This is a genomic window from Thioalkalivibrio sp. ALR17-21, from assembly GCF_000420185.1.
Classification (GTDB): domain Bacteria; phylum Pseudomonadota; class Gammaproteobacteria; order Ectothiorhodospirales; family Ectothiorhodospiraceae; genus Thioalkalivibrio; species Thioalkalivibrio halophilus.
The window spans coordinates 75,976-102,218 of the sequence record NZ_ATUL01000009.1 but is presented as its reverse complement, the minus strand read 5'-3'; the positions used below and the strand labels follow the sequence as shown (position 1 = coordinate 102,218).

The 26,243-nt window shown below is 68.7% G+C and carries 29 protein-coding genes and 1 other RNA gene; 9 read left to right on the top strand and 21 right to left on the bottom strand.

Translation table 11 applies throughout. From position 1 onward, the window contains the following. Positions 1-103: 103 nt before the first annotated feature. From aat to G020_RS0106905, 4 genes are all read left to right on the top strand, one after another. Positions 104-883, top strand: coding sequence for a leucyl/phenylalanyl-tRNA--protein transferase (gene aat / locus G020_RS0106920; protein ID WP_024329079.1), 780 nt, complete (start codon positions 104-106; stop codon positions 881-883). Between the two features lie 117 nt (positions 884-1,000). Continuing rightward, positions 1,001-1,633: a lysozyme-like domain containing protein gene (locus G020_RS0106915; protein ID WP_196800306.1), complete on the top strand. Its 633-nt coding sequence runs from the start codon at positions 1,001-1,003 to the stop codon at positions 1,631-1,633. Between the two features lie 373 nt (positions 1,634-2,006). Continuing rightward, positions 2,007-2,507, top strand: a complete 501-nt coding sequence (gloA, locus tag G020_RS0106910; protein WP_024329077.1) for a lactoylglutathione lyase — start codon at positions 2,007-2,009, stop codon at positions 2,505-2,507. Positions 2,508-2,608: 101 nt separating this feature from the next. Then, a complete protein-coding gene (locus G020_RS0106905; protein WP_024329076.1) occupies positions 2,609-5,800 on the top strand; it encodes an error-prone DNA polymerase in 3,192 nt (1,063 codons plus the stop codon). Between the two features lie 7 nt (positions 5,801-5,807). On the opposite strand, the gene acpS is transcribed toward G020_RS0106905, so the two are convergent. The 14 genes from acpS to rpoE all read right to left on the bottom strand — a co-directional run bounded on the left by acpS (position 5,808) and on the right by rpoE (position 16,800). Beyond that, positions 5,808-6,185 carry a holo-ACP synthase gene (gene acpS, locus G020_RS0106900; RefSeq protein ID WP_018947034.1) on the bottom strand — a complete coding sequence of 126 codons (378 nt, stop codon included), beginning with the start codon at positions 6,183-6,185 and terminating at the stop codon, positions 5,808-5,810. A gap of 19 nt (positions 6,186-6,204) precedes the next feature. Further along, a complete protein-coding gene (locus tag G020_RS0106895; protein WP_019569770.1) occupies positions 6,205-6,981 on the bottom strand; it encodes a pyridoxine 5'-phosphate synthase in 777 nt (258 codons plus the stop codon). 16 nt (positions 6,982-6,997) lie between these two features. Next, entirely contained in the window at positions 6,998-7,657 is a 660-nt protein-coding gene (locus tag G020_RS0106890; RefSeq protein WP_024329075.1) for a DNA repair protein RecO, read from the bottom strand. 16 nt (positions 7,658-7,673) lie between these two features. Then, complete coding sequence (gene era / locus G020_RS0106885) at positions 7,674-8,594, bottom strand: GTPase Era (RefSeq protein WP_024329074.1); 921 nt, start codon at positions 8,592-8,594, stop codon at positions 7,674-7,676. Continuing rightward, positions 8,591-9,271: a ribonuclease III gene (gene rnc / locus G020_RS0106880; RefSeq protein ID WP_018947030.1), complete on the bottom strand. Its 681-nt coding sequence runs from the start codon at positions 9,269-9,271 to the stop codon at positions 8,591-8,593. The genes era and rnc overlap by 4 nt, the downstream gene beginning before the upstream one ends. 41 nt (positions 9,272-9,312) lie before the next feature. Beyond that, a complete protein-coding gene (locus G020_RS0106875) occupies positions 9,313-9,669 on the bottom strand; it encodes a DUF4845 domain-containing protein (RefSeq protein ID WP_018947029.1) in 357 nt (118 codons plus the stop codon). Positions 9,670-9,711: 42 nt separating this feature from the next. Continuing rightward, entirely contained in the window at positions 9,712-10,482 is a 771-nt protein-coding gene (gene lepB, locus G020_RS0106870; RefSeq protein ID WP_024329073.1) for a signal peptidase I, read from the bottom strand. Positions 10,483-10,529: 47 nt separating this feature from the next. Next, entirely contained in the window at positions 10,530-12,332 is a 1,803-nt protein-coding gene (gene lepA, locus G020_RS0106865) for a translation elongation factor 4 (RefSeq protein ID WP_024329072.1), read from the bottom strand. Continuing rightward, a complete protein-coding gene (locus tag G020_RS0106860; RefSeq protein ID WP_018870153.1) occupies positions 12,329-12,568 on the bottom strand; it encodes a glutaredoxin family protein in 240 nt (79 codons plus the stop codon). The genes lepA and G020_RS0106860 overlap by 4 nt, the downstream gene beginning before the upstream one ends. Before the next feature lie 58 nt (positions 12,569-12,626). Further along, on the bottom strand, positions 12,627-14,048 hold the full coding sequence (locus tag G020_RS0106855; RefSeq protein ID WP_024329071.1) for a DegQ family serine endoprotease: 1,422 nt from the start codon (positions 14,046-14,048) through the stop codon (positions 12,627-12,629). Between the two features lie 82 nt (positions 14,049-14,130). Then, complete coding sequence (locus G020_RS0106850) at positions 14,131-14,610, bottom strand: SoxR reducing system RseC family protein (protein ID WP_024329070.1); 480 nt, start codon at positions 14,608-14,610, stop codon at positions 14,131-14,133. Continuing rightward, a complete protein-coding gene (locus G020_RS0106845; RefSeq protein WP_018947023.1) occupies positions 14,603-15,598 on the bottom strand; it encodes a MucB/RseB C-terminal domain-containing protein in 996 nt (331 codons plus the stop codon). The genes G020_RS0106850 and G020_RS0106845 overlap by 8 nt, the downstream gene beginning before the upstream one ends. Positions 15,599-15,601: 3 nt before the next feature. Next, positions 15,602-16,207, bottom strand: coding sequence for a sigma-E factor negative regulatory protein (locus tag G020_RS0106840; RefSeq protein WP_024329068.1), 606 nt, complete (start codon positions 16,205-16,207; stop codon positions 15,602-15,604). Between the two features lie 14 nt (positions 16,208-16,221). Beyond that, positions 16,222-16,800, bottom strand: a complete 579-nt coding sequence (gene rpoE, locus G020_RS0106835; protein ID WP_018870158.1) for an RNA polymerase sigma factor RpoE — start codon at positions 16,798-16,800, stop codon at positions 16,222-16,224. 144 nt (positions 16,801-16,944) lie between these two features. On the opposite strand from rpoE, the gene nadB reads away from it, so the two are divergent. After that, a complete protein-coding gene (gene nadB, locus G020_RS0106830; protein ID WP_024329067.1) occupies positions 16,945-18,594 on the top strand; it encodes an L-aspartate oxidase in 1,650 nt (549 codons plus the stop codon). Here the strand turns inward: nadB and orn are convergent. After that, positions 18,561-19,130, bottom strand: a complete 570-nt coding sequence (gene orn / locus G020_RS0106825; protein ID WP_018947021.1) for an oligoribonuclease — start codon at positions 19,128-19,130, stop codon at positions 18,561-18,563. The two genes, nadB and orn, sit on opposite strands and share 34 nt — an antisense overlap. 130 nt (positions 19,131-19,260) lie before the next feature. Between orn and G020_RS0106820 the strand changes: the two genes are divergently transcribed. From G020_RS0106820 to rsgA, 3 genes are read left to right on the top strand one after another with little or no spacing between them, the layout of a single operon-like run. Further along, positions 19,261-19,566 (top strand): cytochrome c, encoded by a 306-nt coding sequence (locus G020_RS0106820; protein WP_018947020.1) that lies wholly within the window; start codon positions 19,261-19,263, stop codon positions 19,564-19,566. Between the two features lie 6 nt (positions 19,567-19,572). Next, positions 19,573-19,908 (top strand): 4a-hydroxytetrahydrobiopterin dehydratase, encoded by a 336-nt coding sequence (locus G020_RS0106815; protein ID WP_018947019.1) that lies wholly within the window; start codon positions 19,573-19,575, stop codon positions 19,906-19,908. 18 nt (positions 19,909-19,926) lie between these two features. Next, the gene (gene rsgA / locus G020_RS0106810) at positions 19,927-20,859 is read left to right on the top strand and encodes a ribosome small subunit-dependent GTPase A (protein WP_024329066.1); all 933 of its coding nucleotides are present in this window, start codon (positions 19,927-19,929) and stop codon (positions 20,857-20,859) included. A gap of 36 nt (positions 20,860-20,895) precedes the next feature. Here rsgA and G020_RS0106805 read toward each other — a convergent pair whose 3' ends face one another. The 6 genes from G020_RS0106805 to ffs form a co-directional block, all read right to left on the bottom strand. After that, a complete protein-coding gene (locus G020_RS0106805; RefSeq protein ID WP_024329065.1) occupies positions 20,896-21,678 on the bottom strand; it encodes a hypothetical protein in 783 nt (260 codons plus the stop codon). An 87-nt stretch (positions 21,679-21,765) separates the two neighbouring features. After that, a complete protein-coding gene (locus tag G020_RS0106800) occupies positions 21,766-22,110 on the bottom strand; it encodes a histidine triad nucleotide-binding protein (RefSeq protein WP_024329064.1) in 345 nt (114 codons plus the stop codon). A 35-nt stretch (positions 22,111-22,145) separates the two neighbouring features. Next, entirely contained in the window at positions 22,146-22,736 is a 591-nt protein-coding gene (gene recR / locus G020_RS0106795; protein WP_024329063.1) for a recombination mediator RecR, read from the bottom strand. A gap of 11 nt (positions 22,737-22,747) precedes the next feature. Next, a complete protein-coding gene (locus G020_RS0106790) occupies positions 22,748-23,074 on the bottom strand; it encodes a YbaB/EbfC family nucleoid-associated protein (RefSeq protein WP_024329062.1) in 327 nt (108 codons plus the stop codon). Beyond that, positions 23,071-24,948 carry a DNA polymerase III subunit gamma/tau gene (gene dnaX / locus G020_RS0106785; protein WP_024329061.1) on the bottom strand — a complete coding sequence of 626 codons (1,878 nt, stop codon included), beginning with the start codon at positions 24,946-24,948 and terminating at the stop codon, positions 23,071-23,073. The genes G020_RS0106790 and dnaX overlap by 4 nt, the downstream gene beginning before the upstream one ends. 95 nt (positions 24,949-25,043) lie before the next feature. After that, positions 25,044-25,140, bottom strand: an RNA gene (gene ffs / locus G020_RS14920) — signal recognition particle sRNA small type. 303 nt (positions 25,141-25,443) lie between these two features. Here ffs and G020_RS0106780 point away from each other — a divergent pair. Then, a complete protein-coding gene (locus G020_RS0106780) occupies positions 25,444-26,193 on the top strand; it encodes a glutathione peroxidase (protein WP_024329060.1) in 750 nt (249 codons plus the stop codon). Positions 26,194-26,243: the final 50 nt, after the last annotated feature.

Genomic DNA, 26,243 nt, shown 5'->3' with positions numbered 1-26,243 from the left:
CCGGCGCTGGCCGATCCGGCACCGCCCGACCAACCCCGGTAGGAGGCCAGCCCTCTGGCCGATCCGGCGCTGGCCGATCCGGCACCGCCCGACCAGGCGCCGCATGAGCCCCCGCAGCCCCATCACCCTCCCCTGGCTGGACCCGGATCACCCGGAGGCGCCGTTCCCGCCGGCGGAGACCGCACTGGACGAACCCAACGGCCTGCTCGCGGCCGGCGGCGATCTCTCGGTGCCGCGCCTGCTCAACGCCTACCGCAGCGGGATCTTCCCCTGGTTCGAGGCCGGGCAGCCGATCCTGTGGTGGAGCCCCGACCCACGCGCAGTGCTGGAACCCGGCGCTTTCCACATCCGCCGCTCGCTGCGCAAGACCCTGCGCAACGCCGGCTACACGGTCACCTTCGACCGCGCCTTCGAGCGCGTGATCGCCGGCTGTGCCGGCCCGCGCGCCCGCTCCGCCGGCACCTGGATCACCCAGAGCATGCAGGAGGCCTATACCGCGCTGCATCGCGTGGGCCACGCGCATTCGGTGGAGGTCTGGCAGGGGCCGCGGCTGATCGGCGGGCTCTACGGCGTGGCCGCCGGCCGGCTGTTCTGCGGCGAGTCCATGTTCAGCCTCGAGCGTGACGCCTCCAAGGTGGCCCTGGCCTGGCTGTGCCGCCACATGGTCGCCTGGGACTGGCCGCTGATCGACACCCAGATGGCCACCGAACACCTGGTGAACCTGGGCGCCGTGGAACTCCCGCGCGACACCTTCCTGCGCTACATCCGCCCGCTGGTCCACGACCCCGGCGCACCGCCCCCGGGCCCGTGGACCCTCGACCCCGCACTGCACCCGCTCGACGCGAACTGGCTGGCCCGGCCCGCCACGCCCGCGCGGCCCTGACGACCTCCCGGACACCGCTCCCGCGCGCTTGCCCGGCCGATGTCACCCCGGTTCACCCTGCTTTATACTCCGGGTATTCCACGCAACCACCTCGGGGAGGTCCGGGTGAATTCGACGATGGCACTGCGTACCCTGGTCCTTCTGGTGCTGATCCTGGCCACCAGCGGCTGTGCGATGTTCTCGCCCTCGCCGCCGCAGGAGCAGAGCAACATCTGCGAGATCTTCCGCGAGGAGCCCCGGTGGTACGACTACGCCCGGGATTCCGAGCAGGAATGGGGCACGCCCATCGCCACGCAGATGGCGATCATCCAGCAGGAATCGTCGTTCCGCTCGCACGTACGCCCCGACCGCGAGCGCCTGCTGGGGATCATCCCCTGGCGGCGGCCGTCCTCGGCCTACGGCTACGCCCAGGCCCAGGACCCGGTGTGGGGCGAATACCGCGAGGATGCCGGCAGCCGCTTCGCCCGGCGCACGCACATGAAGCATGCAACCGATTTCATCGGCTGGTACAACGACCGCACCCGCCGCATGACCGGGGTGTCGCTGGACAACCCGGAGCACCTGTATCTGGCCTACCACGAGGGCCAGGGCGGCTATAACCAGGGCAGCTACCGCGGCAAGCCGGGGGTGCAGCGGGCCGCGCGGCAGGTGCGCGACCGCACCGGCCGGTACGCGAGCCAGCTGGAGAGCTGCGAATCCGAGTTCCGCTGTCGCCGCTTCTGGCAGGTCGGCCCGTTCTGCCGCCAGTAGCCGCCTCGCCGCACCACCCCGGGGCCGACTGCCACGTCGGCTCCGCCTCCTCGCAGTGACGGGGCAAGACCCCCGTCACCGCAACCGTGTTCCCCGCATTGCGACCATAACCCCGTCGTCGCGACCGTGTTCCCGGCATTGTGACCATAACCCCGTCATCGCGAGCGTAGCGAAGCGATCTCCCGGCGAAACCCCCGGCGCCAGTGTCACCCCACCCGACTGCCGCGTCGGCTGCGCCTCCTCGCAGTGACGGGGCGGCGACGAGCCACCGAACACCCCACCGAGCGTCGGCGGTGCCGGCGACCTTGCGGGAACCCGCCGCGGCGTGTTCCATTCTTCGGGCATACCCCATCCGGCCGAAAAGGATCCCCACATGAGCGACAACCCCACCGCTGGCTTCCGCTTCAACCACACCATGCTGCGCGTGAAGGACCCGGACGCGTCGCTGGATTTCTACCGGCGCGTGTTCGGCATGGAGCTGGTGAAGACCCTGGACTTCCCGGAATTCGAGTTCACGCTGTATTTCCTCGCCCGCCAGGACGAAGGTGAGCCGGCGCCGCCGCAGGACGAGGGCGAGCGCACCCGCTGGATGTTCAGCCAGCGCGGCATCCTCGAGCTGACCTACAACTACGGCACCGAGAAGGATCCGGACTTTCACTACCACGACGGCAATACCGAACCGCAGGGCTTCGGCCACATCTGCTTCTCGGTACCCGACCTCGACGCCGCGGTGCGCTGGTTCGACCAGAACGACGTGGAGTTCGTGAAGCGCCCCGACGAGGGCGGGCTGAAGGACATCGCCTTCGTGAAGGACCTCGACGGCTACTGGATCGAGATCCTGGAGCCCGCGCGCCTCACCGGCCTGGGCCGCTGATCCCCTGCTACACCCCTGAAGCCCCCTGACAACCCCTTGCCGTCCCCCGTATCCCGGGGGACGGCTTGCTTCGCCCGTGATACTGTACAAATATACAGTATATGGACGAACGCGCACCCGAAGGCGAAACCGCCCCGGCCTTTGCCGAACTCACGGCGCTGAGCAACTTCTCGTTCCTGCGCGGGGCCTCGCACCCGGAGGAGCTGGTAGAGCGCGCGGCGGCGCTGGGCTATCGCGCGCTGGCACTGACCGACATCGCCTCGCTGGCGGGCCTGGTGCGCGCGCACGAGGCGGCGCAGCGCACCGGCGTGCACCTGATCGCAGGCGCCCGCCTGCGGCTGGCCGACGGCCCCGAGCTGACCGTGCTGGTGCGCGAGCGCACGGGCTACGCCGCGCTGTGCCGCCTGATCACCACCGCACGCGGGGCCGCGGACAAGGGCGAGCACCACCTGACCCGGGCGGATCTGGAGGCGGTCCCGCCGCAGGCCCGCGCCGGCTGGCATGTGCTGCTGCACCTGTGGCCGGAAACCGACGCCCCCGGCCTCTCCGACGCGGCGGCCTGGCTGCGGGCATGGGCCGCGCCGGGCCAGGGACATCTGGCGGTAGCGCTGCTGCGCACGCCCGGGGATCCGGCGCAGATCGCCCGGGCACGGCAGCTCGCGCAGGAACACGACCTGCCGGTGACGGCCTGCGGCGACGTGCACATGCATGCCCGCGGCCGCCGCGCACTGCAGGATGTCCTGACCGCCCTGCATCACCGCTGCACGGTCGCGCAGGCCGCCGGCGAGCTGTTCCCCAACGGCGAACGCTGCCTGCGCCCGCGCGCCGATCTGGCCACGCTGTATCCCGCCGCCTGGCTGTGCCACGCGGTCGCCATCGCCGACGACTGCCGCTTTTCCCTGGACGAACTCGAATACCACTACCCCACCGACCCGCTGCCACCCGGGCGCACGGCCACCGAGTACCTGCGCGAGGAGAGCCTGCGCGGGGCACGCGAGCGCTGGCCCGACGGCATCCCGGAGGCGGTACAGGCGCAGATCGAGCGCGAGCTGGGCACCATCGCCGAGCTGGGTTACGAGCCGTATTTCCTGACGGTCTATGACATCGTCCGCTTCGCGCGCAGCCGCGGCATCCTGTGCCAGGGGCGCGGGTCGGCGGCCAATTCGGCGGTGTGCTACGTGCTGGGCATCACCGCAGTGGACCCGTCGCGCTCGAACATGCTGTTCGAGCGTTTCATCTCCGCCGAACGCGGCGAGCCGCCGGATATCGACGTCGATTTCGAGCACGAACGCCGCGAGGAAGTCATCCAGTACATCTACCGGCGCTACGGCCGCGACCGCGCGGCACTGGCCTGTACCGTGATCCGCTATCGCCGCCGCAGCGCTCTGCGCGACGTGGGCCGGGCGCTGGGGATCTCGCGCGCGCGGCTGGATGCCCTGACCGCCAACCTCGCCGGCTGGGACGAGGGCATCCCGCCCGAACGCCTGCGCGAGGTCGGCCTGGAACCCGACGGCGGCCTGGCCCGCCAGTGGCAGACGCTGACCGCAGAGCTGGTCGGCTTCCCGCGCCATCTGTCGCAGCACACCGGTGGCTTCGTGATCGCCGCCGGGCGGCTCGACGAACTGGTGCCGATCGAGAACGCGGCGATGCCCGAACGCAGCGTGATCCAGTGGGACAAGGACGACCTCGACGCCGCCGGCCTGCTGAAGATCGACGTGCTGTCGCTGGGCATGCTCTCCTGCGTGCGCCGCGCGCTGGCGCTGATGCGGCAGCACCGCGGCCGCGACTGGGGCCTGGCCGACATCCCGGCCGAGGACCCGGCGGTCTACGCGATGCTGCAGAAGGCCGACAGCCTGGGGGTGTTCCAGATCGAGTCGCGCGCGCAGATGAGCATGCTGCCGCGCCTGAAGCCGAAGAATTTCTACGACCTGGTGATCGAGATCGCCATCGTGCGTCCCGGCCCCATCCAGGGCGAGATGGTGCATCCCTACCTCAAGCGCCGGGCGCGCCCCGAACGGGTGCGCTTCCCCAATGCGGAGATCGAGCGGGTGCTGGGGCGCACCCTGGGCGTGCCCATCTTCCAGGAACAGGTGATCGAACTGGCGATGGTGGCGGCCGGGTTCTCCGCCGGCGAGGCCGACGGGCTGCGCCGCTCCATCGGCGCCTGGCGCCGCCGCGGGGATCTCGGCCGCTGGCGCGAGCGGCTGCTGGAGGGGATGCGCGAGCGCGGCTATTCGGCGGAGTTCGCCGAGCGGCTGTATCGCCAGATCTGCGGCTTCGGCGAATACGGCTTCCCCGAGTCACATTCCGCCAGCTTCGCCCTGATCACCTGGGTCTCGGCCTGGCTCAAGTGCTTCGAGCCGGCGATCTTCACCTGTGCACTGCTCAACAGCCAGCCGATGGGCTTCTACGGCCCGGCGCAGATCGTGGCCGATGCCCGCCGCCACGGCGTGGAGGTACGGCCGGTGGACGTGAACCACAGCCTGCCCGAATGCAGCCTGGAGCCCGCCAGCGATGCACCGGACGCGCCGGATGCGCCGCTGGCCCTGCGTCTGGGCTTCAACCGCGTTCAGGGCCTGCGTCGGGAGGTCGCCGAACGCATCCACACGGCCCGCGCCGAGGGCCCGTTCACCGACGTGCCCGAGCTGGTCGCACGCGCCCGGCTGAGCCGTGCCGAGGCCGGCCGGCTGGCGCGCGCCGGGGCCCTGGCCGGGCTGGCCGGCAACCGCCACCAGGCGCGCTGGGCCGCCGATGCGGTGGAGGCCCCGCTGCCGCTGTTCGAGGGCCTGCCACAACACGCCGAGCCCGCCGACGCCCCGCACGAGCCGGGGCAGGCCGGGGACAACGCCCGCACGCCCCTGCTGCCGGTGCCCGACGCGGTGGACGACCTGGTCCAGGACTACGCCACCACCGGGCTCACGCTGGGGCCGCATCCGCTGGCCCTGCTGCGCCCGCAGCTCGAACGCCGGCGCCTGCCGGACTCCGCGACGCTTTCCGCGCGGCGGCGCCCCGGCCCGGCGCGCTACGCGGGTCTGGTGATCACCCGCCAGCGCCCGGGCTCGGCCAACGGCACGGTATTCCTGACCCTGGAGGACGAACACGGCACGCTGAACGTGATCGTCTGGCCCGACCGCGTGGAACGCTTCCGCGCCGAGGTCCTGCACGGCCAGCTGCTGGAGATCGACGGCGAATGGCAGTGGGCCGACGGCGTCGGCCACCTGGTCGCCCGCCGCCTGACCGACCGCAGCACCTGGCTCGGCGAGCTGGTCACCCGCTCCCGCGACTTCGGCTAGCGCAGGCTCAGGCGCGTTCGATGATCACGAAGGCCTGGGCGTAGTCGCGTTCGTCGGAGATACTGAGGTGGACGGGGCCGGCGCCGAGGCGTTCGGCGGTGGCGCGGGCGCGCCCTTCCAGCACGAATTCCGGGCGGCCGCGGGCATCGTGGGTGACGCCGGCGTCGACCAGGGCCATGCCGGCGCCGACGCCGCAGCCCAGCGCCTTGGACAGGGCCTCCTTGGCGGCGAAGCGCCGCGCGAGGAAGCCGGCCGGGTCCTGTGCGGGGAGATCGGCGCGTTCCACCGGATGCAGGATACGTTCGGCGAAACGTTCGCCGTGGCGCGTCCACAGCGCCTGCATGCGCGCCACCTGCACCAGGTCGGTGCCGATCCCGAGGATCACGCCGAGGACCTCGCCCGGGTCACACCGGGTACTGGCCGACCGGCGCGCCCTCGCGCGCGGCGTCCATCAGCCCGCGCATGTGGCTGACCGCCTCGGGCAGCCCGGTGAACAGCGCGCGGGCAACGATCGAGTGGCCGATGTTGAGCTCGTTGAACACCGGGTTGGCGGCGATCGCGCGCACGTTGTCGTAGTCCAGGCCGTGGCCGGCGTTGATCACCAGTCCCATCTGCCGCCCGGCCTCGGCCGCCTCGTTGATCTGCGTCAGCAGCCGCTCGCGTTCGCCGGCATCGGTGGCGTTGGCATATGCCCCGGTGTGCAGTTCCACCACCGGGGCGCCAATGGCCGCAGCGGCCTCCAGCTGCCGCACGTCGGGCTCGACGAACAGCGACACCGCGATGCCCGCCTCGCGCAGGGGAGCAACGAAGGCGGTCAGGCGCTCGCGCTGGCCGATGGCATCCAGTCCGCCCTCGGTGGTCAGTTCCTCGCGGCGCTCGGGGACGATGCAGCAGTATTCCGGCCGCAGGTCCAGCGCGATCGTCTGCATCCCGTCGGTGGCGGCCATCTCCAGGTTCATGGGCACGGTCAGGCGCGGCTTGATACCGAACACGTCGTCGTCCTGGATGTGCCGGCGATCCTCGCGCAGGTGCAGGGTGATGGAGTCGGCCCCGCTGGCCTCGGCCAGGCGCACCGCCTGCATCAGGTCCGGGTACGGCGTGTGCCGCGCCTGGCGGATGGTCGCGATGTGGTCGAGGTTGACCCCCAGCTTGAGCGCGGGAACGGATGCGGCGTCGGTCATGATATCGGTTTCCTGTTCAGAGCAGACCGCGGGTTTGCAGCGGCCGGCCGTCGAGATGGGCGTCGATCAGCGCGCGCATGAAGTCGCGGCTGGCCCGGGCGAGATTATCCGGGACGTCCCGCCCGCTGGCCAGTGCCTGCAGCGCACCGCCGGGCACGGCGCCGGCGGTGCGGGCAGGCACGTCGTGCAGGCCGTGTTCCGGTTCGTAGCGATACCAGGCTTCCGGCTCGAGATCATCCGGGTCGATGAACGCGAGACCGGAATCCAGCCCCCCCAGCAGCTGCCACTCGGCCCGGCGCAGGATGCGATCCGCCGGACGGTCCAGCGCGAGATCGGTGTAGGCCCCGGTCAGGGTCTGCAGGGTGTCCTCCAGCGGGGCATCGCGCGGGAACAGGCGCAGCACCAGTTCATTCAGATACAGGCCGCAGACCAGCCGGCGCCCGGTCAGCGGGTACACCCGGCGTTCCTCGGCCACATTCAGGCTGGGCAGTTCGCCGCGCCCGCGCCAGGCGAGATCCAGCAGCACGAACGGGCGCACGCTGCCGGCGCGCCCGCGCGCCACCGCGGCGACGCGCCCCGCCCGCTCGGTGACCAGTTCCACCACGCGGCTGTTCTCGCGCAGCGGACGCGAATGCAGGACCACGCCCGGGGTGACCTCGCTGGCGGCGCTGCTCATGTACGGATTCCGGTGGCTACCGCGGTTCCTCGATCCCGAGTTCGCGCAGGGCCCGCGGGCTGCGCGACCAGTCCGCCTCGACCCGCACGGTGAGGTTGAGCATCACCTTGCGCTCCAGCAGCGATTCGAGCTGGTGGCGCGAGGCCTGGCCGATCTGCTTGAGCCGGCGCCCGCCCTTGCCGATGACGATACCCTTCTGGCTGTCGCGCTCGACCAGGATCACCGCGTCGATATGCGCGGTGCGCGGCGTGTCTTCCCAGTTCTCGACGCGCACGGCGACCGAGTAGGGCACCTCCTCGCCCAGCTGTTCCAGCATGGCCTCGCGGATCATCTCCTCGGCGCGGAAGCGTTCCGGGCGGTCGGAGAGCTGGTCCGGGTCGTACAGGAACGGGCCCTCGGGCAGGTGGTTGCGGATCTCCTCGATCAGCCCCGGCACGTTGGTTCCGCGGCGCGCGCCGATGGGTACCACGCCGGCATACGGAAACGCGGCCATGCGCTGTTCGATAAACGGCAGCAGCTCTTCCTTGTTCTTCTGCCGGTCGACCTTGTTGATCACCAGCAGTGCCGGGCGCCCGGAGCTGCGTATCGCCGCCTCGATGCGCTCGTCGCCCTCGCCGAAGCGGCCCGCTTCGGTCAGGAAACAGATCAGGTCGGCATCCGCCAGCGCCTGGCTGGCCGTGCGGTTGAGCACCTGGTTCACCAGCTTGGTCCGTTCCTGGTCGATCCCCGGGGTGTCCATCAGCACGATCTGGTCGTCACCCTCGGTGACGATACCGAGGATGCGGTTGCGCGTGGTGTGCGGCCGGCGAGTGGTGGCCGCCAGCTTTTCGCCCACCAGGCGGTTCATCAGGGTGGTCTTGCCCACGTTGGGGCGGCCGATCAGCGCGACCAGCCCGCAGCGCGTGCCGTCGCGTGCCTCGTTCTCGGGTGTATTCATTGTTCCTGGGTCTGCTGGAGCCGGTGGAGGGCCGCTTCGGCCGCGGCCTGTTCGGCCCGGCGACGGCTGGAGCCGCGTCCGTGCTGTCCCCAGCCCTGGGTGGGCAGATGCACGGCCACGGTGAAATGGCGCTGATGGTCGGGTCCGGAGACCTCCAGCACCTCGTAGACCGGGAGTTCCGCGTTGCGGCCCTGCAGTTTCTCCTGCAGCCGGGTCTTCGGGTCCTTCAGGGTCTCGGCGGCGGGGAGGTTTTCCAGACGTTCGGCGTAGAGCGCGAGCGTGAAGTCGCGCGCGGCGTCGAAGCCCGCCTCGCGATAGGTGAGCCCGATCAGGGCCTCGACCGCATCGGCAAGGATGGAGTCGCGCCGCTGGCCGCCGCTCTTGCGCTCGCCCTGGCCCAGATTGAGCGTCCCTTCCAGGCCGGTCTCGCGCGCCAGGGCCGCCAGCGATTCGCGATTCACCAGCGCGGCCCGCAGCCGGGTCAGATCCCCCTCGGGCGAGTCCGGCAGGCGCTCGTACAGGGCATCGGCGACCACCAGGCCGAGCACCGCGTCACCGAGGAATTCCAGGCGCTCGTTATTGCGCCCGCCGGCACTGCGATGGGTCAGCGCCTGGCGCATGCCTTCGCCATCCCGCACCGCCTCGGGCAGCAGGGTTCGAAAATCCCGTTCAGCCATGCACGTCTGGATCCTTCCGTTCCCGTCCCGGTCGCATGTCGTCAGTCCGCCAGGGTCGCGGAATAGGAGAACTGCGCGACGATGTCGATGTTGCCCAGAAAGCCGCGCCGGATCTCGTAGTCGATCATCATCGCCGGGCCTTCGTCGCCCTCGCCAACCGAGAAGTGCTCCTCCTCGATCTCCTCCGGCACCGTGTTCAGCTGAAAGCGCCGGTTCATCTCGCTCCACAGCTCGTCTTCGCTCTTGTCGGCCGCCCCGGGCTGCTCCGCCACGTCCTGCATGATCGAGCGCACCGTCATGTACTGGGTGTACTGCGTGCCCATCTGGATGATGAAGGTCAGCACGATCAGGGCCAGGAAGATCATGGCCATGATGGTGGTTGCCCCGGCGCCCTTCATTCTGGTCTTCGATTGCATGGTTACCCCCGTCCCTGTCATGTATCAGCGTATGGCCTGCCCGATCCGGGAAAAGTCCATATGACTACCATTGTAATCCCAGTGCAGCCAGATGAAGAGCGCACGCCCCACCAGCAGCTCCTCGGACACGAAGCCCCACGACCGGCTGTCGTTGGAGTTGTCGCGGTTGTCCCCGACCATGAAGTAGTGCCCCTCCGGCACGACCACCCGGCCATCCGCGGTCGGGCGATCCTCGCGCATCAGGGTGTTGTACGTCCGGTCGCCCATGTTTTCTTCGAACAGCGTGGCACCGGACATCACCGCACCGGAGCCCTCGCCGTCGAAGGTGCCGACCTCTTCGGCCGGCTGCGGCTCGCCGTTGACGTACAGCACGCGGTCGCGAAACTCGATCTCGTCGCCGGGCAGGCCCACGACGCGCTTGATGTAGTCCTCGGCCGGATTGCGCGGATACTTGAACACCGCGACCTCGCCGCGTTCCGGGGCCCCGGTGTCGAGGATCTTCGTGCGCGTGACCGGCAGGCGTACGGCATAGGAGAACTTGTTCACCATGATGAAATCGCCCACCAGCAGGGTCGGCATCATGGAGCCCGAGGGGATGCGGAACGGTTCGGCAACGAATGAGCGCAGGACCAGCACGATCAGCAGGATCGGGAAAAACGAACGCGAGTAGTCCACGTACCACGGCATCTTCGCCCGACGTTCGGGGCTCAGCCGTCGGCGCAGCACCGCCCATGCCAGCCAGATCAGGCCGGTTACCGCGGTCGCCACGACCAGGATCAGTTCCAGATTCGCCATGTTGTTTCCCCGCCCCCGCTACCGGCCCGACGGCCCGGTGGTTCCCGTCATTTCTCGTCCACCGAGAGTACCGCGAGAAAGGCCTCCTGCGGAACGTCCACCTTGCCGATGGACTTCATCCGTTTCTTGCCTTCCTTCTGCTTCTCCAGCAGTTTGCGTTTGCGGCTCACGTCCCCGCCGTAGCACTTGGCGAGCACGTTCTTGCGCATCGCCTTGACCGTCGAGCGCGCGATGATCTTGGAGCCGATCGCCGCCTGGATGGCCACCTCGTACATCTGCCGCGGAATGATCTTCGCCATGCGCTCGGTGATCTCGCGTCCACGCGACTCGGATTGATCCCGGTGCACGATGGCCGACAGCGCATCCACCCGGTCGCCGTTGATCAGGATGTCGACCCGCACCAGCGGGGCCGCCTGGAAACGCAGCGGGTGGTAGTCGAACGAGGCATAGCCTCGGGTTGCGGACTTGAGCCGGTCGAAGAAGTCCAGCATGACCTCGGCCATCGGCAGTTCGTAGGACAGCTGCACCTGACGCCCGTGATAGGCCATGCGGGTCTGCACCCCGCGCTTTTCCACGCACAGGGTCATGACCGCGCCGACGTACTCCTGCGGCACGAGGATATTCGCCTCGATGACCGGCTCGCGGATCTCGGCGACCTCGTTGTTCGGCGGCAGCTCCGAGGGATTGTGCACGGACACCACGCTGCCGTCGTTCTTTTCCACCTCGTAGACCACGGTGGGAGCGGTATTGATCAGGTCCAGGCCGTATTCGCGCTCCAGGCGTTCCTGCACGATCTCCATGTGCAGCATGCCGAGAAAGCCGCAGCGAAAGCCGAAGCCCAGGGCCGCCGAGGTTTCCGGCTCGAACGACAGCGCGGCATCGTTCAGGCGCAGCTTGTCGAGCGCGTCGCGCAGGTCGTTGAAGTCGTCCGCGGAGACCGGGAACAGGCCGGCGAACACCCGCGGCTGGATCTCCTGGAACCCGGGGATCGGCTCGTCCGCCGGGTTGTTGAAGTCGGTGATCGTGTCACCGACCTTGGCCCCGGAGATGTCCTTGATGGTGGCGATCATGTAGCCCACCTCGCCGACGTCCAGATACTCGCGATCCACCGGCTTGGGCGTGAACACCCCCACGCGATTGACCTCGTGCGGGCGCTCCACCGCCATCGCCTTGATCTTCTGGCCGGCGTGCAGGCGCCCGGCCTTGACCCGCACCAGGGCCACCACGCCCAGGTAGTTGTCGTACCACGAGTCGATAATCAGCGCCTTCAGCGGGGCTTCCGAATCGCCCTGCGGCGGCGGGATGCGCCGCACCAGCTCTTCCAGCAGCTCGCTGATGCCCTCGCCGGTCTTGGCCGACACCCGCAGGGCGTCGGTGGCCTCGATCCCGATCACGTCCTCGATCTCGTCGGCCACGCGGTCGGGTTCGGCCGCGGGCAGGTCGATCTTGTTGAGGACCGGCACGACCTCCAGCCCCTGGTCGATGGCCGTGTAGCAGTTGGCCACACTCTGAGCCTCGACACCCTGGGAGGCATCCACCACCAGCAGCGCGCCCTCGCAGGCGTACAGCGAGCGCGAGACCTCGTAGGAGAAATCCACGTGGCCCGGGGTGTCGATGAAGTTCAGCTGGTAGCGCCGGCCGTCGTTGGCGTCGTAGTACAGCGACACGCTCTGCGCCTTGATGGTAATCCCGCGCTCGCGCTCGAGATCCATGGAGTCCAGCACCTGCTCCGACATCTCGCGCTCGGTCAGCCCGCGACAGCCCTGGATCAGGCGGTCCGCCAGGGTCGACTTGCCGTGGTCGATGTGGGCGATGATGGAAAAATTGCGGGTCAGACGGGTATCACTCATGCGGGCCCCAGCAGGTCCAGCAGTGCCTCTCGATCAAGAAAGTGGCAGCAGAGAATGTCGCCGTCGACGGCAAGAACCGGCACCTTGGTGTTGTAGCGTTCCCGCAGGTCCGGGTCCTCGTCGATGTCGACGACGTCGAGCGTAAAAGTATAACGGCTTTGCAAAGCAAAAAGCTCTGCGAGCATGTGCTCGCAGAGCCCGCAGCCTTCGCGATGGTACACCGTCAGTTGCGTCATGTGCGATGCACCGGCCCCGAAACCCGGCCCCGACACCCGGGACCGGCCGGCGGCCCCGTCAGTCCTGCGGAATGCGCAGGGCGATGAAGGTGGGGTTGCCACCGCGCTGGATCAGCACCGGGACGGTCGTGCCGGGGCCGGCCTGCTCGACGCGCTCTTCCAGCTCTTCCAGCGAATCCACCGGCTGCCGCGCGAACTGCACGATCACGTCACCCGGCCGCACGCCGGCGCTGCGCGCGGGGTTGTCCTCGACCTCCAGCACCACCAGGCCGTTGTCGACGCCGAGCTCCTCGCGCGTTTCGGCATCCAGCGGCTCGAGGCGCATGCCCAGAAGGCTCTGCGGCTCGGGCCGGGCCTCGCCCGGCTGTTCGGGGGCCGCGCGGCGTTCGGCAATGTCTTCGGGCAGCGCCTCGATGGTGACCTCGAGGGTCTTGTCCTCGGAACCGCGCCGAATGTCCACTTCGACCTCGGCACCCACCGGCGTGCGGCCGACGATCGGCGGCAGCGCGCTGGAATTCGGCACGTCCAGGCCATTGAAGCGCAGGATCACGTCACCGGCCTCGAACCCCGCCTTCTCCGCGGGGCTGTCCGCCTGCACGCGGGCCACCAGAGCACCGGAGGGCTTGTCCATGCCGAACGACTCGGCCAGATCCCGGGTAACCTCCTGGATCAGCACGCCCAGCCAGCCGCGGGTGACTTCGCCATGGTCGCGCAGCTGGGTCACCACGTCGCCCACCACTTCGATGGGCACTGCGAACGACAGCCCCATGAACCCGCCGGTACGGCTGTAGATCTGGGCGTTGATGCCGATCACCTCGCCGTCCAGGTTCATCAGCGGGCCGCCGGAGTTGCCCGGGTTAATGGCCACGTCGGTCTGGATGAAGGGCACGTAGTTCTCGCTCGGCAGGCTGCGCCCCTTGGCGCTGACGATCCCGGCGGTGACCGAATGATCAAAGCCGAACGGCGAGCCGATCGCCAGGACCCATTCCCCGACCCGGAGCTCTTCGGAGGAACCCAGCTCCAGCGTGGGCAGGTCCTCGGCGTCGATCTTCAGCAGGGCCACGTCGCTCTGCGGGTCGGTACCGACGACCTCGGCATTGAACACGCGGCGATCGGACAGGTGGACCACGATCTCCGAGGCACCCTCGACCACGTGGTTGGCGGTCACGATGTAGCCGTCTTCGCTGTAGATGAAGCCGGAGCCGAGCGAATCACGCTCGCGCTGGCGCGGGTCGCCACCGGAACCCGGGGGCTCGCCGAAGAAACGCTCGAACAGGTCCTCGAACGGTGTCCCTTCGAACTGGCGCATGCCGCCGTGCTCGGGCACCTCGGTGGTGCGGGTGGCCGAGATGTTCACCACCGCCGGGCTGTGTTCTTCCGCCAGCGGCACGAAATCAGGCAGAGGCCGCGCCGAAGCGGGCAGGGACAGGGCCAGAAAGACCAGGGCGACCAGCGCCCATTGCATCGGTTTCAGCATCATTGAACCCCTCTCCGGGAAGCTTGAAAGGACATGCCTCTGGACGCCGCGAAAGCGCGCAAGTTCCCCGCGGGCCGCGGCAGGATCAGCCGGTGCGGGTGGCAACCGGCCGCACTACGCCGCTGCCCGGCTGGCGCGCGAGCACCACCGGCTGGAACGCGGCATCGCGCTGGCTCATCCAGCGGCGCACGCTGAGCAGGCCTGCCCCCAGTCCCGCGAGGCCCGCCAGGAGCAGCATGCCCTCGCCGGCCCCGGGGAACAGGGCCATGCCCAGTGCGGGCACGCCGATCAGTCCGGCCAGCGGCAGCAGATACATCATCAGCGCACCCGCAACCAGCGCGGTATCGCGCACGCCGAGAGTGACGGTATCGCCGGCCTGCAGGTCGCCGGAATGGCCGACCCGAACTTCGATGGGCTTGCGCCCGAGGACGTCCGACAGAATCCCGCTGCCACAACCGCTGCGCGCGGAACAGCTGCCACAGGTGGAACGGCGCTGGATGCGCACGCGGGCGGTGTGCCCGTCCACTTCGATGACTTCACCCTGTTCCTCGATCCAGTCACTCATGCCGCCCCCCAACGGGCTGCGGCGGATGCATGGCAGCAGCGAGGCGCTCCACGGTTTCGCGGGGCACGTCGCCGACGGCCGTGATCTGATAATCGCCTTCGATCCGGGCCACCGCGTGCGTGGCACCGGCGCGGGTCGCGCCCTCGAACCGGCGCTCACCTTCCACCGGCTCTACGTACACCGAGACCGAGGCCAGGCCATCGCTGACCACGAAATAGCGGCCGGGCTGTTCCGGATCATCGCTGCTGCGTTCGCGCGCCACCACCAGGCGGAAGCCCGACGGCAGTTCACTGAAGCCCCAGTCCCGGCCGTCGGGGTCGGGGCGCAGATGTCCGCGCTCGGCGCGCACCTCGATGCGGTCGGCCCCTTCACTGACCGGCTCGAGGGCGGCGTCCGGCACGCGGTCCAGCAGTTCGAGATCGGTAAACGCCAGGCGTTCGAGCAGCTGGCCGCTCCCGGAATAGAGTTCGCTGAGCAGCGGCAGGCCGGTGTCTTCGTGCAGGCAGTAGCGGTGGCTGTAGCGCAGCAGGTCACCGGCGCGGGCCAGCAGCATGCGGCAGGCATGCCCGGCCACGCGGCTGCGACCCTGATCCTTGAGGGAATAGCCATCGTGTTCCGCGAGCAGGTGAACCGGGGAACTTACCGGCCAGCGCGGGGTGGAGCCGGCCTCCGCAGCCTGCCCGCCGGAGGCGGCCCCGGTCCCGGACTGGGCACTGAGACGGTCCACCGAGCGCACGACCTCGCGCTCCTGGCCACTGAGGGTATGCAGCCGCTCGCGATAGCCTCCGTCCTCGACGGCGTGGATCACGCGCACCGTATCGAGGCGATCCTTGCGCTGCAGGACGAATGTCCCCCGGTAACTTTCCGAGTGGACGCTCGCGGACATGCGTTCCAGCCACTCGGCGGGGCCGGGATCACTGGCGATCACCGGCAGCGGGAGCAGGGCGACGGAAGCCGCCAGCACCCAGGGCAGACCTCCGTACATCATGGTTTACTCTTCGCCAACCGAATAACGTACGCGCCCGAAGGCCGCGGAGCCCGGACCGGTCAGATCGGCGTGGTTCTCGAAGTAGCGCACGAAGCGCGGGTCCAGCTCCTCGCCAGGTCCGTCGGCCTCGGGCATGCCGGCGCCGGCGGACGCCTGCTCCGGGCCCTCGGCCGAGCGCGCCGTCTGCACCTCGGCCGGGGGCGCCCCGCCTTCGGCCATGCCGGGCGTCGCGTCACCACCGGGCTGGCCGGCACCCATCATCTGCATGCCCACCAGGGTCACCACCGCCACGGCGGCCGCGACCCCGGTACCGACCACCGGCCGGAACCACCGCGAACGGGTTGCCTGCTCGACGCCGGCGGGAGCCGGCGCGACATGCAGCGGCTCTTCCTCGGCCAGCTGTTCGCGCACGCCCTCAAGCAGGTCCGGTGGCGCGGTCATGCGCATCCCGCCGCGCAGCGAGTCCCCGATCAGGTGATAGCGTTCCCATTGCTTGCGATCTTCCTCCGACTGCAGCAGCTCGTCCACCAGGCGACGCGTCTCGAACGCCTCGGTCTCGTCGTCCACCAGGGCCGAGAGACGCTCCGTCTTGCTGACTTGTTCACTCATACGATCATGCTCATTCAGTCGTTCAACAATGGTCGCAAGGTCTCGTCGATGGCCTCGCGCGCCCGGAAGATGCGCGACCGGACCGTGCCGATCGGACATCCCATGGTCTGCGCGATTTCCTCGTAGCTCAGACCTTCGATCTCGCGCAGAGTGATCGCGGTCCGCAAATCGTCCGGCAGCTCGTCGATCGTGCGCTGGACGGCCGCCTCTATCTCCTGCGACAGCGCTTCCCCCTCGGGGGTTGCATTATCCTTGAGAGCGGAATCGCCCCCCATTTGTTCGGCATCCTGCGCATCGACTTCGGATTCGGGCCGGCGGCGCCCCTGGGAGACGAGATGATTCTTCGCGGTGTTGATGGCGATCCGGTACAGCCAGGTGTAGAACGCACTTTCGCCGCGAAAGTTCGCGAGACCGCGATAGGCCTTGATAAAGGCTTCCTGGGCGATGTCCAGGGCCGTGGCGTGGTCGTGCACATAGCGGCCGACAAGATTCACGATCTTGTGCTGATACTTCAGGACCAGGATATCGAAGGCCTCTTTCTCGCCATTCTGGACACGCCGAACCAGGGCCTCGTCGGAAGCCTTCTCGCTCATCCGGGGACTCCCGTTCGGCGACTCGTCTCCAGTATTCTAGGGTTCATGGACCGCCTGACCTGCATGAAGTTCGAAACCCGCTCGCCGGGGATTGCTCCCGGCTTCCCGGCCATTGCGCAACAAGCGCAAAACGTTACCTGACGCATGGATACAGCACAACAAGCCCGCAAAGCCGACGTGCTGGTAATCGGCAGCGGTGCGGCCGGACTGAGCGCGGCCCTGCATCTCGCCCCGCATCGCCGGGTCGTGGTCCTCAGCAAGGGCCCGGTGGACGAGGGCTCGACCCGCTATGCCCAGGGCGGCATCTCGGCAGTGCTCGACCGCCAGGATTCCTTCGACGCCCATATCGACGACACCATCGACGCCGGTGCCGGGCTGTGCGATGCGGACGCGGTGCGCCGCACCGTCGCGGCCGGGCCCGAGGCGATTCAGTGGCTGCTCAACCTCGGGGTGCCGTTCACGCGCGAATCGTTCGAGGGCCGCAGCCGGCTGCATCTGACGCGCGAGGGCGGGCACAGCGCCCGCCGCGTGGCACATGCCGCCGATGCCACCGGCCGCGCGATCGAGGACGCGCTGGTGCGCAGCACCGGCGACACCGCCAGCATCGACGTACTCGAACGCCATGTGGCGGTGGATCTGATCACCTCGCGGGTGGACGGCGTGCGCCGTGTGGTCGGGGCCTATGTCCAGGATACCGCGACCCGCGAGGTACAGACGATCATGGCGCCCACGGTGATCATGGCTACCGGGGGCGCCAGCCGGGTCTATCTCTACAGCTCCAATCCCGACGGCGCCACCGGCGACGGGATTGCGATGGCCTGGCGCGCCGGCTGCCGCATCGCCAACATGGAATTCATGCAGTTCCACCCGACCTGCCTGTACCACCCCCGGGCCAAGTCGTTCCTGATCTCGGAGGCAGTACGCGGCGAAGGCGGGCTACTGAAGCTGCCGGACGGGGAACGCTTCATGCCGCGCTTCGACGAGCGCGCCGAACTGGCCCCGCGCGACATCGTGGCGCGCGCGGTGGACCACGAGATGAAACGCCTCGGGATCGACCATGTCTATCTCGACATCAGCCACAAGGCGGCGGATTTCATCCGCGAGCACTTCCCCACCATTCACGAACGCTGCCTCGAATACGGCTTCGACATGACGCGCGAGCCGTTGCCGGTGGTTCCCGCCGCGCACTACACCTGCGGCGGGGTTGTGGTGAATCATTTCGGCCAGACCGACCTTCCGGGCCTGTATGCCGCCGGCGAGGTCTCATGCACCGGGCTGCACGGCGCCAACCGCATGGCCAGCAATTCGCTGCTGGAATGCCTGGTCTACGCCCGCGCCGCGGCCGAGCACATCCTGTCGCAGACCGATCTGCCCGCTCCGGAGGCCCTGCCGGTACCGGCGGCCTGGGACGAATCACGGGTAACCGAATCGGAAGAAGAAGTGGTGGTGGCGCACGACTGGGACGAACTGCGCCGGCTGATGTGGGACTATGTCGGGATCGTGCGCACCCGTAGCCGGTTGCTGCGCGCGCAGCGCCGAATCCGCATCCTGCAGGAAGAGATCCACGAATATTACAGCCACTACCGGATCTCGCCCGACCTGATCGAGCTGCGCAACCTCGGCATGGTGGCCGAGATCATCGTGCAGAGCGCGCTGGCCCGACGCGAGAGCCGCGGCCTGCACTATCTGCTGGACTACCCCGAGCGTGACCCGGAACTGGACGGCATCCCCACGGTTCTGGTGCCGCCCTCGCCCGCCGGTCAGCTGGCCGGGCGCGCGGCCGGCGGGAGCTGAATGAACTTTTCGCGGTAGTGGCGCAGCTCGTCGATCGAGTCACGGATGTCCTGCAGGGCCTGGTGCGAAGCGTTCTTCGACAGCCCCTGGAGCACGTCCGGCGCCCAGCGCCGCGCCAGCTCCTTGAGCGTGGATACGTCGAGGTTGCGATAGTGGAACCAGGCCTCCAGCTCGGGCATGCAGCGGGCGAGGAAACGCCGGTCCTGACAAATGGAATTGCCGCACATCGGCGACTGCCCCTTCGGTACCCACTTTTCCAGAAACGCCAGCGTCTCGCGCTCCGCGGCGGCCTCGTCGTGGTCGCTGTGGCGGACGCGATCCAGCAGGCCCGATTCGCCGTGCGTGCGCTGGTTCCAGGCGTCCAGCCCGTCCAGGACCTCCGGCGACTGGAACACCGCGATCACCGGGCCCTCGGCCAGGATCTCGAGGTGCTTGTCGGTTACGATGGTCGCCACTTCGATGATCCGGTCCGTTTGCGGCTCCAGGCCGGTCATTTCCAGATCGATCCAGATCAGATTTTCCGCACTCGCCGTCATTGTCTCTCCTCTGCGGCACTCGGTGGTGCCCTATGATGGCGCGATGCAGTCTATCATCATGGGGACGGGCCCCGGGGCCCGTCGCATCGAACAACGAACAAGACCGGCACCGACGAAGAAGGAGGGCCACATGCGACACCTCACCACCAGTCTGGCCGCCCTGACGCTGGCCGGCGGCATGGCCGCCACCGCGCAGGCCGACGACATCCGGATGGGCCAGGATCTGCACGACAACAACTGCGTCAGCTGCCATGCCGACATGCACGGCGGTGACGGCTCCGACATCTATACCCGCGACGGACGCATGGTCGGTGACCGCGAAGAACTCGTCGCGATGGTCCGGCGATGCGATGCCAACATCGGCACCGCCTTCTTCGATGACGAGATCGAAGCCATCGTGGCCTACCTCAACGATGAATACTACGGATTCGACTGAACCCCCATGAGCGACCTGAAGACGCGTCACTGCCAGGCCTGCGAAGGCTTTACCGACCCGATGCCGGCCGAGGAGGCGACCCGGGCCCTGGGCCAGCTGCACGAATCCTGGGAACTGGGCGGCGACACGAAGGACATCCGGCGCGAGTTCCGCTTTCGCAACTTCCACGAGACCATGGCCTTCGTGAACGCGGTGGCCTGGATCGCCCATGTCGAGGATCACCATCCCGACATGGAAGTCGGCTTCAACCGTTGCCGGGTCCAGTTCTCCACCCACGCGGTGGGCGGACTGACCGAAAACGATTTCATCTGCGCCGCGCGCGTGGATGCGCTGTTCGACTGACCCGTCGATGCAGCCTGCATGAGCCGGTCCGCCCGGAACCCGGGATCCGCGGACAGCACGACCGCGGATCCCCTGCCCGCCCGCGCGCGTGTCGCCGCCCGCCTCAACCAGAGGGCCGACCTCCTCGACGAGGACGGCCATCTGCATCGCGTGCAGCTGCAGCGCCGCACGGGGGATCTGGTCTGCGGGGACCGCGTGGAAACCGACGGCCACCGCATCCTGCGCCGCGAGCCGCGCCGCAATGCGCTGGTGCGGCGCGACGGCTACGGCCGCCGCAAGACCATCGCCGCCGGAGTGGACCGGGTCTGGATCGTGGTGGCGCCGGAACCGGCCCCGGCACGTTTCCTGATCGACCGCTTCCTGGTCGCAATCCACAACCTGCCAGCCGAGCCACGACTGCTGTTCAACAAATGCGAACTGGACCCCGGGGGCGCGCGGCGGCTGGACCGGCAGTACGGCCATCTGGGCCTGCACGCGCTGCCGGTCAGCGTGCACGAAGGCACCGGGCTGGACGCCCTGGCGGCGGCCGCCGAGGGGGGCAGCAACATCCTGGTTGGCCAGTCCGGAACCGGCAAGTCATCGCTAATCGATGCGCTGCTGCGCCGCGCCGGCAACGCGCCGGAACAGGCCCTGCAAACCGCGACCCTGGGGCAGACCGGCGAAGGGCGCCACACCACGACCACGGCGCGCTGGTATCCGCTGGCGGGCAATGGCGCGTGGATCGATTCCCCCGGGGTGCGCGACTTCACACCGGAGCTGGACGACGCTGACGCGCTCGAGCGCGGCTTCCCGGACATCGCCGAACGGGCTCGGGAATGCCGCTTTCGCGACTGCCGGCACGCGGCCGAACCGGGGTGTGCGGTGGGAGCGGCGGTCGCCGCCTGCGAGCTGCCGCGGGAACGGCTGGAGGCCTGGCAGGAGCTGCGAGCGGAGACCCGGCGCCGGGACTGAGCCCGGCAGCGGCCCCGCGGCACGATTCAGAACGAATCAGAAGGTCAGGCCCATCTCCACGCCGAACACCGACGAGGAACCGCCGGATTCGGGACGCATGCCGTCGAATTCCAGCCGCTCCTCCATCCAGCCTTCGGACGATTCCAGCGAATAGTCATCGTAGAACAGGCTCATCGACAGCTCGCTGTCGTTGCGCAGGCGGAGGCTGCCGTCCAGGCTCAGATAGCTGGCGCCGCGCGTGTGGTCGCGCGGTTGCAGGCCAGTCCCCGCACCGACCGTTTCCCGCGAATCGCCCGCCAGCGGCTGACGCACGCCGACCCGCAGCTGGCTGTCAAAACCGCCCGACTCGAAGGTGGGTCCGAAGCTGAAGTCGGTGAAATAGGAAGTGGTACCCGCATCCTCCCGCAGCTGCCCCGGCGCACTGCGCGACTCCATGCCGAAGCCCAGATCGATCCCGTACCCCAGGCCACTGGCCCCCAGGCGCTGACGGAAAGCGCCGGTCGCCTCGAAACGATCGCCCAGGCCGGTGATGTCGTCCTCCGGACGCGACACCGCGTCGGCATCCAGCATCAGGCGGTAACGCGGGTCGGGCCGGGCCTCCCCGCCCGCACCCGCCGCGCCGGAAAAGGAGGACAGGTCGCCCACGGCCGCAACCTGATCGCCGCCGTCGAGATTCAGGGTGCGGGTCAGAGAATAGCGGGTGGTGTCGTCTTCGGCCGCCGCAACCATCGGCGTCGCGAAAACCACGACCAGCATCAGCGGCACCGCCAGCCGGGCAACGACGCGCGCACGGCCCGGGGCATTTTTCCCCCCGCCCATGGCCGTTGTGCCGTCATGATATCCGCGTTGCGTCACGCCCGTTCCCCCGTTTGTCACCGCGCCGGCCTCCCCGGACCGTCGCGTTCGCTAGCCCGGGGGCCAGCCGAGGGGCCGACCGCCGAGCAGGTGCATATGTATATGATAGACCGTCTGACCGCCCTGCTGGTTGCAATTCATCACAGTCCGGTATCCGGCCTCCGCAAAGCCGCGTTCGGCCGCGACCTCCGCCGCAACCCGGGCCATGTTGCCCACCGTCACGGCATCCTCGGCGGCAAGGTCGTTCAGGGTGGCGATGTGCCGCCGCGGAATCACCAGCACATGGTGCGGCGCCTGGGGATGCAGATCCTCGAAGGCGATCACGTCATCGGTCTCGCGGACGATGGTCGCGGGGATCTCCCCGGCGACGATCTTGCAGAAGATACATTCTTCCATGGTGCCTCCACCGCGCCCGGCCGGCGCGGTTTATATCAGTAATCGCGGCGCCCCGACAAGGCGTGCGCCAGGGTCCCCGCATCCGTGTATTCCAGCTCCCCGCCGCTGGGGATCCCCTGCGCGATGCGCGTGGCGCGGATTCCCAGGCGCCCGGCCATCTCGGCCAGATAGTGAGCGGTAACCTCACCCTCCACCGAGGTGTTCGTGGCGAGAATCAGCTCCTCGGTGCCCTGCTGGCGCAGACGTTCCTCCAGCCGGTCCAGCCCCAGCTCCTCCGGGCCGATCCCGTCCAGCGGCGAGAGCCGTCCGAGCAGCACGTGGAAGCGACCGTTGAAATCGGTGGCCGCCTCGATCGCCATCACGTCGCCGGGGCTCTCGACCACGCACAGGACCTGGTCGTCGCGATCGGGATCGAGGCAGCGTTCGCAGGTCTCGCCCGAGGTCAGCGTCCGGCACACCGAGCAGTGGCCGATGTTCTCCACCGCGGCGTCCACCGCCCGCGCCAGGCGCCGCGCGCCCTCGCGGTCGCGTTCCAGCAGGTGCAGCGCCATGCGCCGGGCGGACTTGCCGCCCACGCCCGGCAGACAGCGCAGCGCCTGCACCAGATCGTCGAGTTCGGTATCCACCGCGACCCGGCTCAGAACGGCAGCTTCATGCCCGCCGGCAGGCCCATGCCGCTGGTCAGTTCACTCATGCGTTCCTGGCTGGTGGTGTCCACCTTGTGCACCGCATCGTTGATCGCCGCGGCCACCAGGTCCTCGATCATGTCCGGATCATCCTGAAACAGGCTCGGATCAATCCGAACCTTGCGCGCCTCGTGCTTGCCGGTCAGGGTCACGCTCACCAGCCCGCCGCCAGCCTGACCCTCGATCTCCATCTCGGCCAGCTCGGCCTGCACACGCTGCATTTCTTCCTGCATTTTCTGGGCCTGCTTCATCATGTTGCCCATGCCGCCTTTCATCATTTTCGGTTCTCCTGTCCCGCTGTTCCGGGGTCCTGATTAAGTGTCGGGTCGTCATCGCGCAGGCGCACCGGGCCAAGCTCGGCGCCGAAGCGTTCATGCAGCGCCTGCACCACCGGATCCTGCCGCATGGCGAACTCGGCCTCAGCCTGACGCGCCTCGGCATTTGCCGCAAGACGCGCAGCCGGCGTGTCGCCGCCGGCTTCTTCCTGGTCCACGATCTCCAGACGCACGCTGCGACCGAGATGCGCCTCCAGGGACCTGGACAAGCGTTCCCTGGCCCGTTCCGTACACAGCATGCGGTAGTCGGGTGGCAGCGCGAGGGTCAGCCGCTCCGTGTCCAGCGAACGAAATTCGGCCTGCAGCGCGAGCTCGCGCGCGGTGCCTGCGGGAAGACGTGCAGCGAACGCATGCCAGTCGAACTCGCCGGCAGGCACGGCCGGACCGTCGGGATCCCCGACGGGCTCCGACGACGGTGGCACGGCACCGGCGCCCGCGGCCGGTTCCGGCTTCGCTTCGGCCCGCGGTTCCCGTACCGCGGCCGGCCCCCCGGATTCCGACCGGGGGCTGGCGCGCGACGCCGCGGGCACCGAATCCCGGTCCGGAGCCACGGCCGCACCTCCGGCCTTTTCCTCTTCCTCCGCCGGCGGGACCGGGCGCGATGCGACCGCCGACCCCGATCCCGATCCCGAGGGGGATACCAACGCTGCAGCCGGGGAGCTCCCCGTGCCCGCGCTCCGGCCGGCGGTCGTACCTCCCGACGGGGCGCCCCCGGACTCCGTGTCCGGCGCCCCCTCGGGGCGGAAGGCCAGCAGCCGCAGCAGGGTCATCTCGACCCCCATTCGCGGGTCCGGGGCATACGGCAGGTCACGGACGCCGTGGATCAGGATCTGATAGGCGAGCTGGATCAGCTCGGGATCCTCGCGGCCGGCGGCATCCCGGACCCAATCCAGCCCCGCCTCGCCACTGTCGGCCACCTCGCCCGCCACCTGCAGCACCGCCACCCGGTGCAGCAGCGCGGCCAGTTCGTCCAGCAGGCGAGACCAGTCCGGCCCCAGGGTATCCAGCTCGGCCAGACCGTGGACGAGGGCCGCGCCGTCACCGGCGAACACCGCATCCAGCAGCCCCGTAAGTCGGGTGCGCGGCAGCAGCCCCAGCATGTCGCAGGTCGCGCCCTCGGTCAGCTCCTCGCCCGCGTAGGCAATCGCCTGATCGGTAAGACTGAGGGCGTCGCGCATCGAGCCCTCGGCCGCCTCGGCCAGACGCAGCAGGGCGCCGGATTCGGCGGTCACGCCCTCGGTCTCCAGCACCCCGGTCAGGTATTCGGCGATCAGGGGCGCCGGCATCGGCTTGAGATTGAACTGAAGGCAGCGCGACAGCACCGTCACCGGCAGCTTCTGCGGATCCGTGGTCGCCAGCAGGAACTTCACGTGTTCCGGCGGTTCCTCCAGGGTCTTGAGCAGCGCGTTGAAGCTCTTCTCCGACAGCATGTGCACCTCGTCGATGAGGTACACCTTGAAGCGGCCGGTGGCAGGGGCGTAGGAGACATTGTCCAGCAGCTCACGGGTATCATCCACCCGGGTGCGCGACGCGGCGTCGACCTCGATCAGATCGAGGTGCCGGCCTTCGGCGATCTCCACGCAGGAGCGGCACTGACCACAGGGCTCGGCGGTGACCCCGGTCTCGCAGTTGAGACAGCGCGCGAGAATCCGCGCGACGGTAGTCTTCCCCACCCCGCGGGTGCCGGCAAACAGATAGGCGTGATGCAGCCGCTCCCCGGACAGGGCGTTAGTGAGTGCGCGCACCACATGCGGCTGACCGACGAGATCCCCGAAACGCGCGGGCCGCCACTTGCGGGCCAGAACCTGGTGACTCATGCCTCCCCCATTAAGGAAACGCTGATTAATGGAGCAGTCACCGTGACCTCCGGGCACACGGCCCCACCGGAAAGCGAAACTGGAAGGGAGGTGGCCCGCACCCGCCACACCCCGGCGCCCGACGCAGTTGCTACCGTTGCTCCCTTCCGGGCCTGGCGGGGTTCACAACCTGTCGTCGCGAGGGGACTGATACGGACCACCATAACGCTGTTGGCCGCGAGTCCGGCCAGATGCGCAAGGGTCCGGGTTTCGGGCCGTTGCGTCAAGTTCCGCGGCCCGCCACTCCGGAGAGGATTCCGCCCGAACGCCGACCCCGGCATCATGGGCACAAGCCGGGCGGAGCCGCGACAATAGGATGAGCCTAACTATCAATTAACCAATTAAGATTGGATTTACCAATCGAGTGCCCTTAATCTTGCACCTGTCGTCGGCCACAGGCCGGCACATGACTTTTCACCCGTTTCCGTAACCGCAATCTGCAACAGGAGAGAGAACATGGAACTGGAAAATCGCGAAGGTCAGCGCGTCCCGGAAGTCACCTTCCGCTGCCGCAAGGACAACGACTGGAACGACGTCCGCAGCGCGGACATCTTCAACGGCCGCAACGTGGTGGTGTTCGCCCTGCCGGGCGCATTCACCCCGACCTGCTCCTCGGCCCACGTGCCGCGCTACAACGAGCTGGCACCGGTGCTGAAGAAACACGGCATCGACGAGATCGTCTGCATCTCGGTGAACGACGGCTTCGTGATGGAAGCCTGGCAGGCCGACCAGGAGGCCGACCGCGTCACCTTCCTGGCGGACGGCAACGGCGAGTTCACCGAGAAGATGGGCATGCTGGTGGACAAGAGCGACCTGGGCTTCGGCGAGCGTTCCTGGCGCTATTCCATGCTGGTGCGCGACGGCGTGATCGAGAAACAGTTCATCGAGCCGGATGAACCGGGCGACCCCTTCGTGGTCTCCGATGCCGACACCATGCTGTCGTACGTGGCGCCGGATGCGGCCTGCCCCGAGGACGTGGTGGTATTCACCAAGCCGGGCTGCCCCTACTGCGCCAGCGCGAAGCAGATGCTGGAGGACGCGGACCTGGACTATGAGGAGATCGTCCTCGGCCGTGACGCCAGCCTGCGCAGCCTGCGCGCCGCCACCGGCGCGATGACCGTGCCCCAGGTGTTCGTCGGCGGCCACCGCATCGGCGGCTCCGAAGATCTGGAGCAGTGGATCCACCGCGAGCGCCGGGCAGCGTAAGCCCCCGGCCGGGACGGGCCTGCGCCCCCCGGCCCTGGCCACCCCGGGGT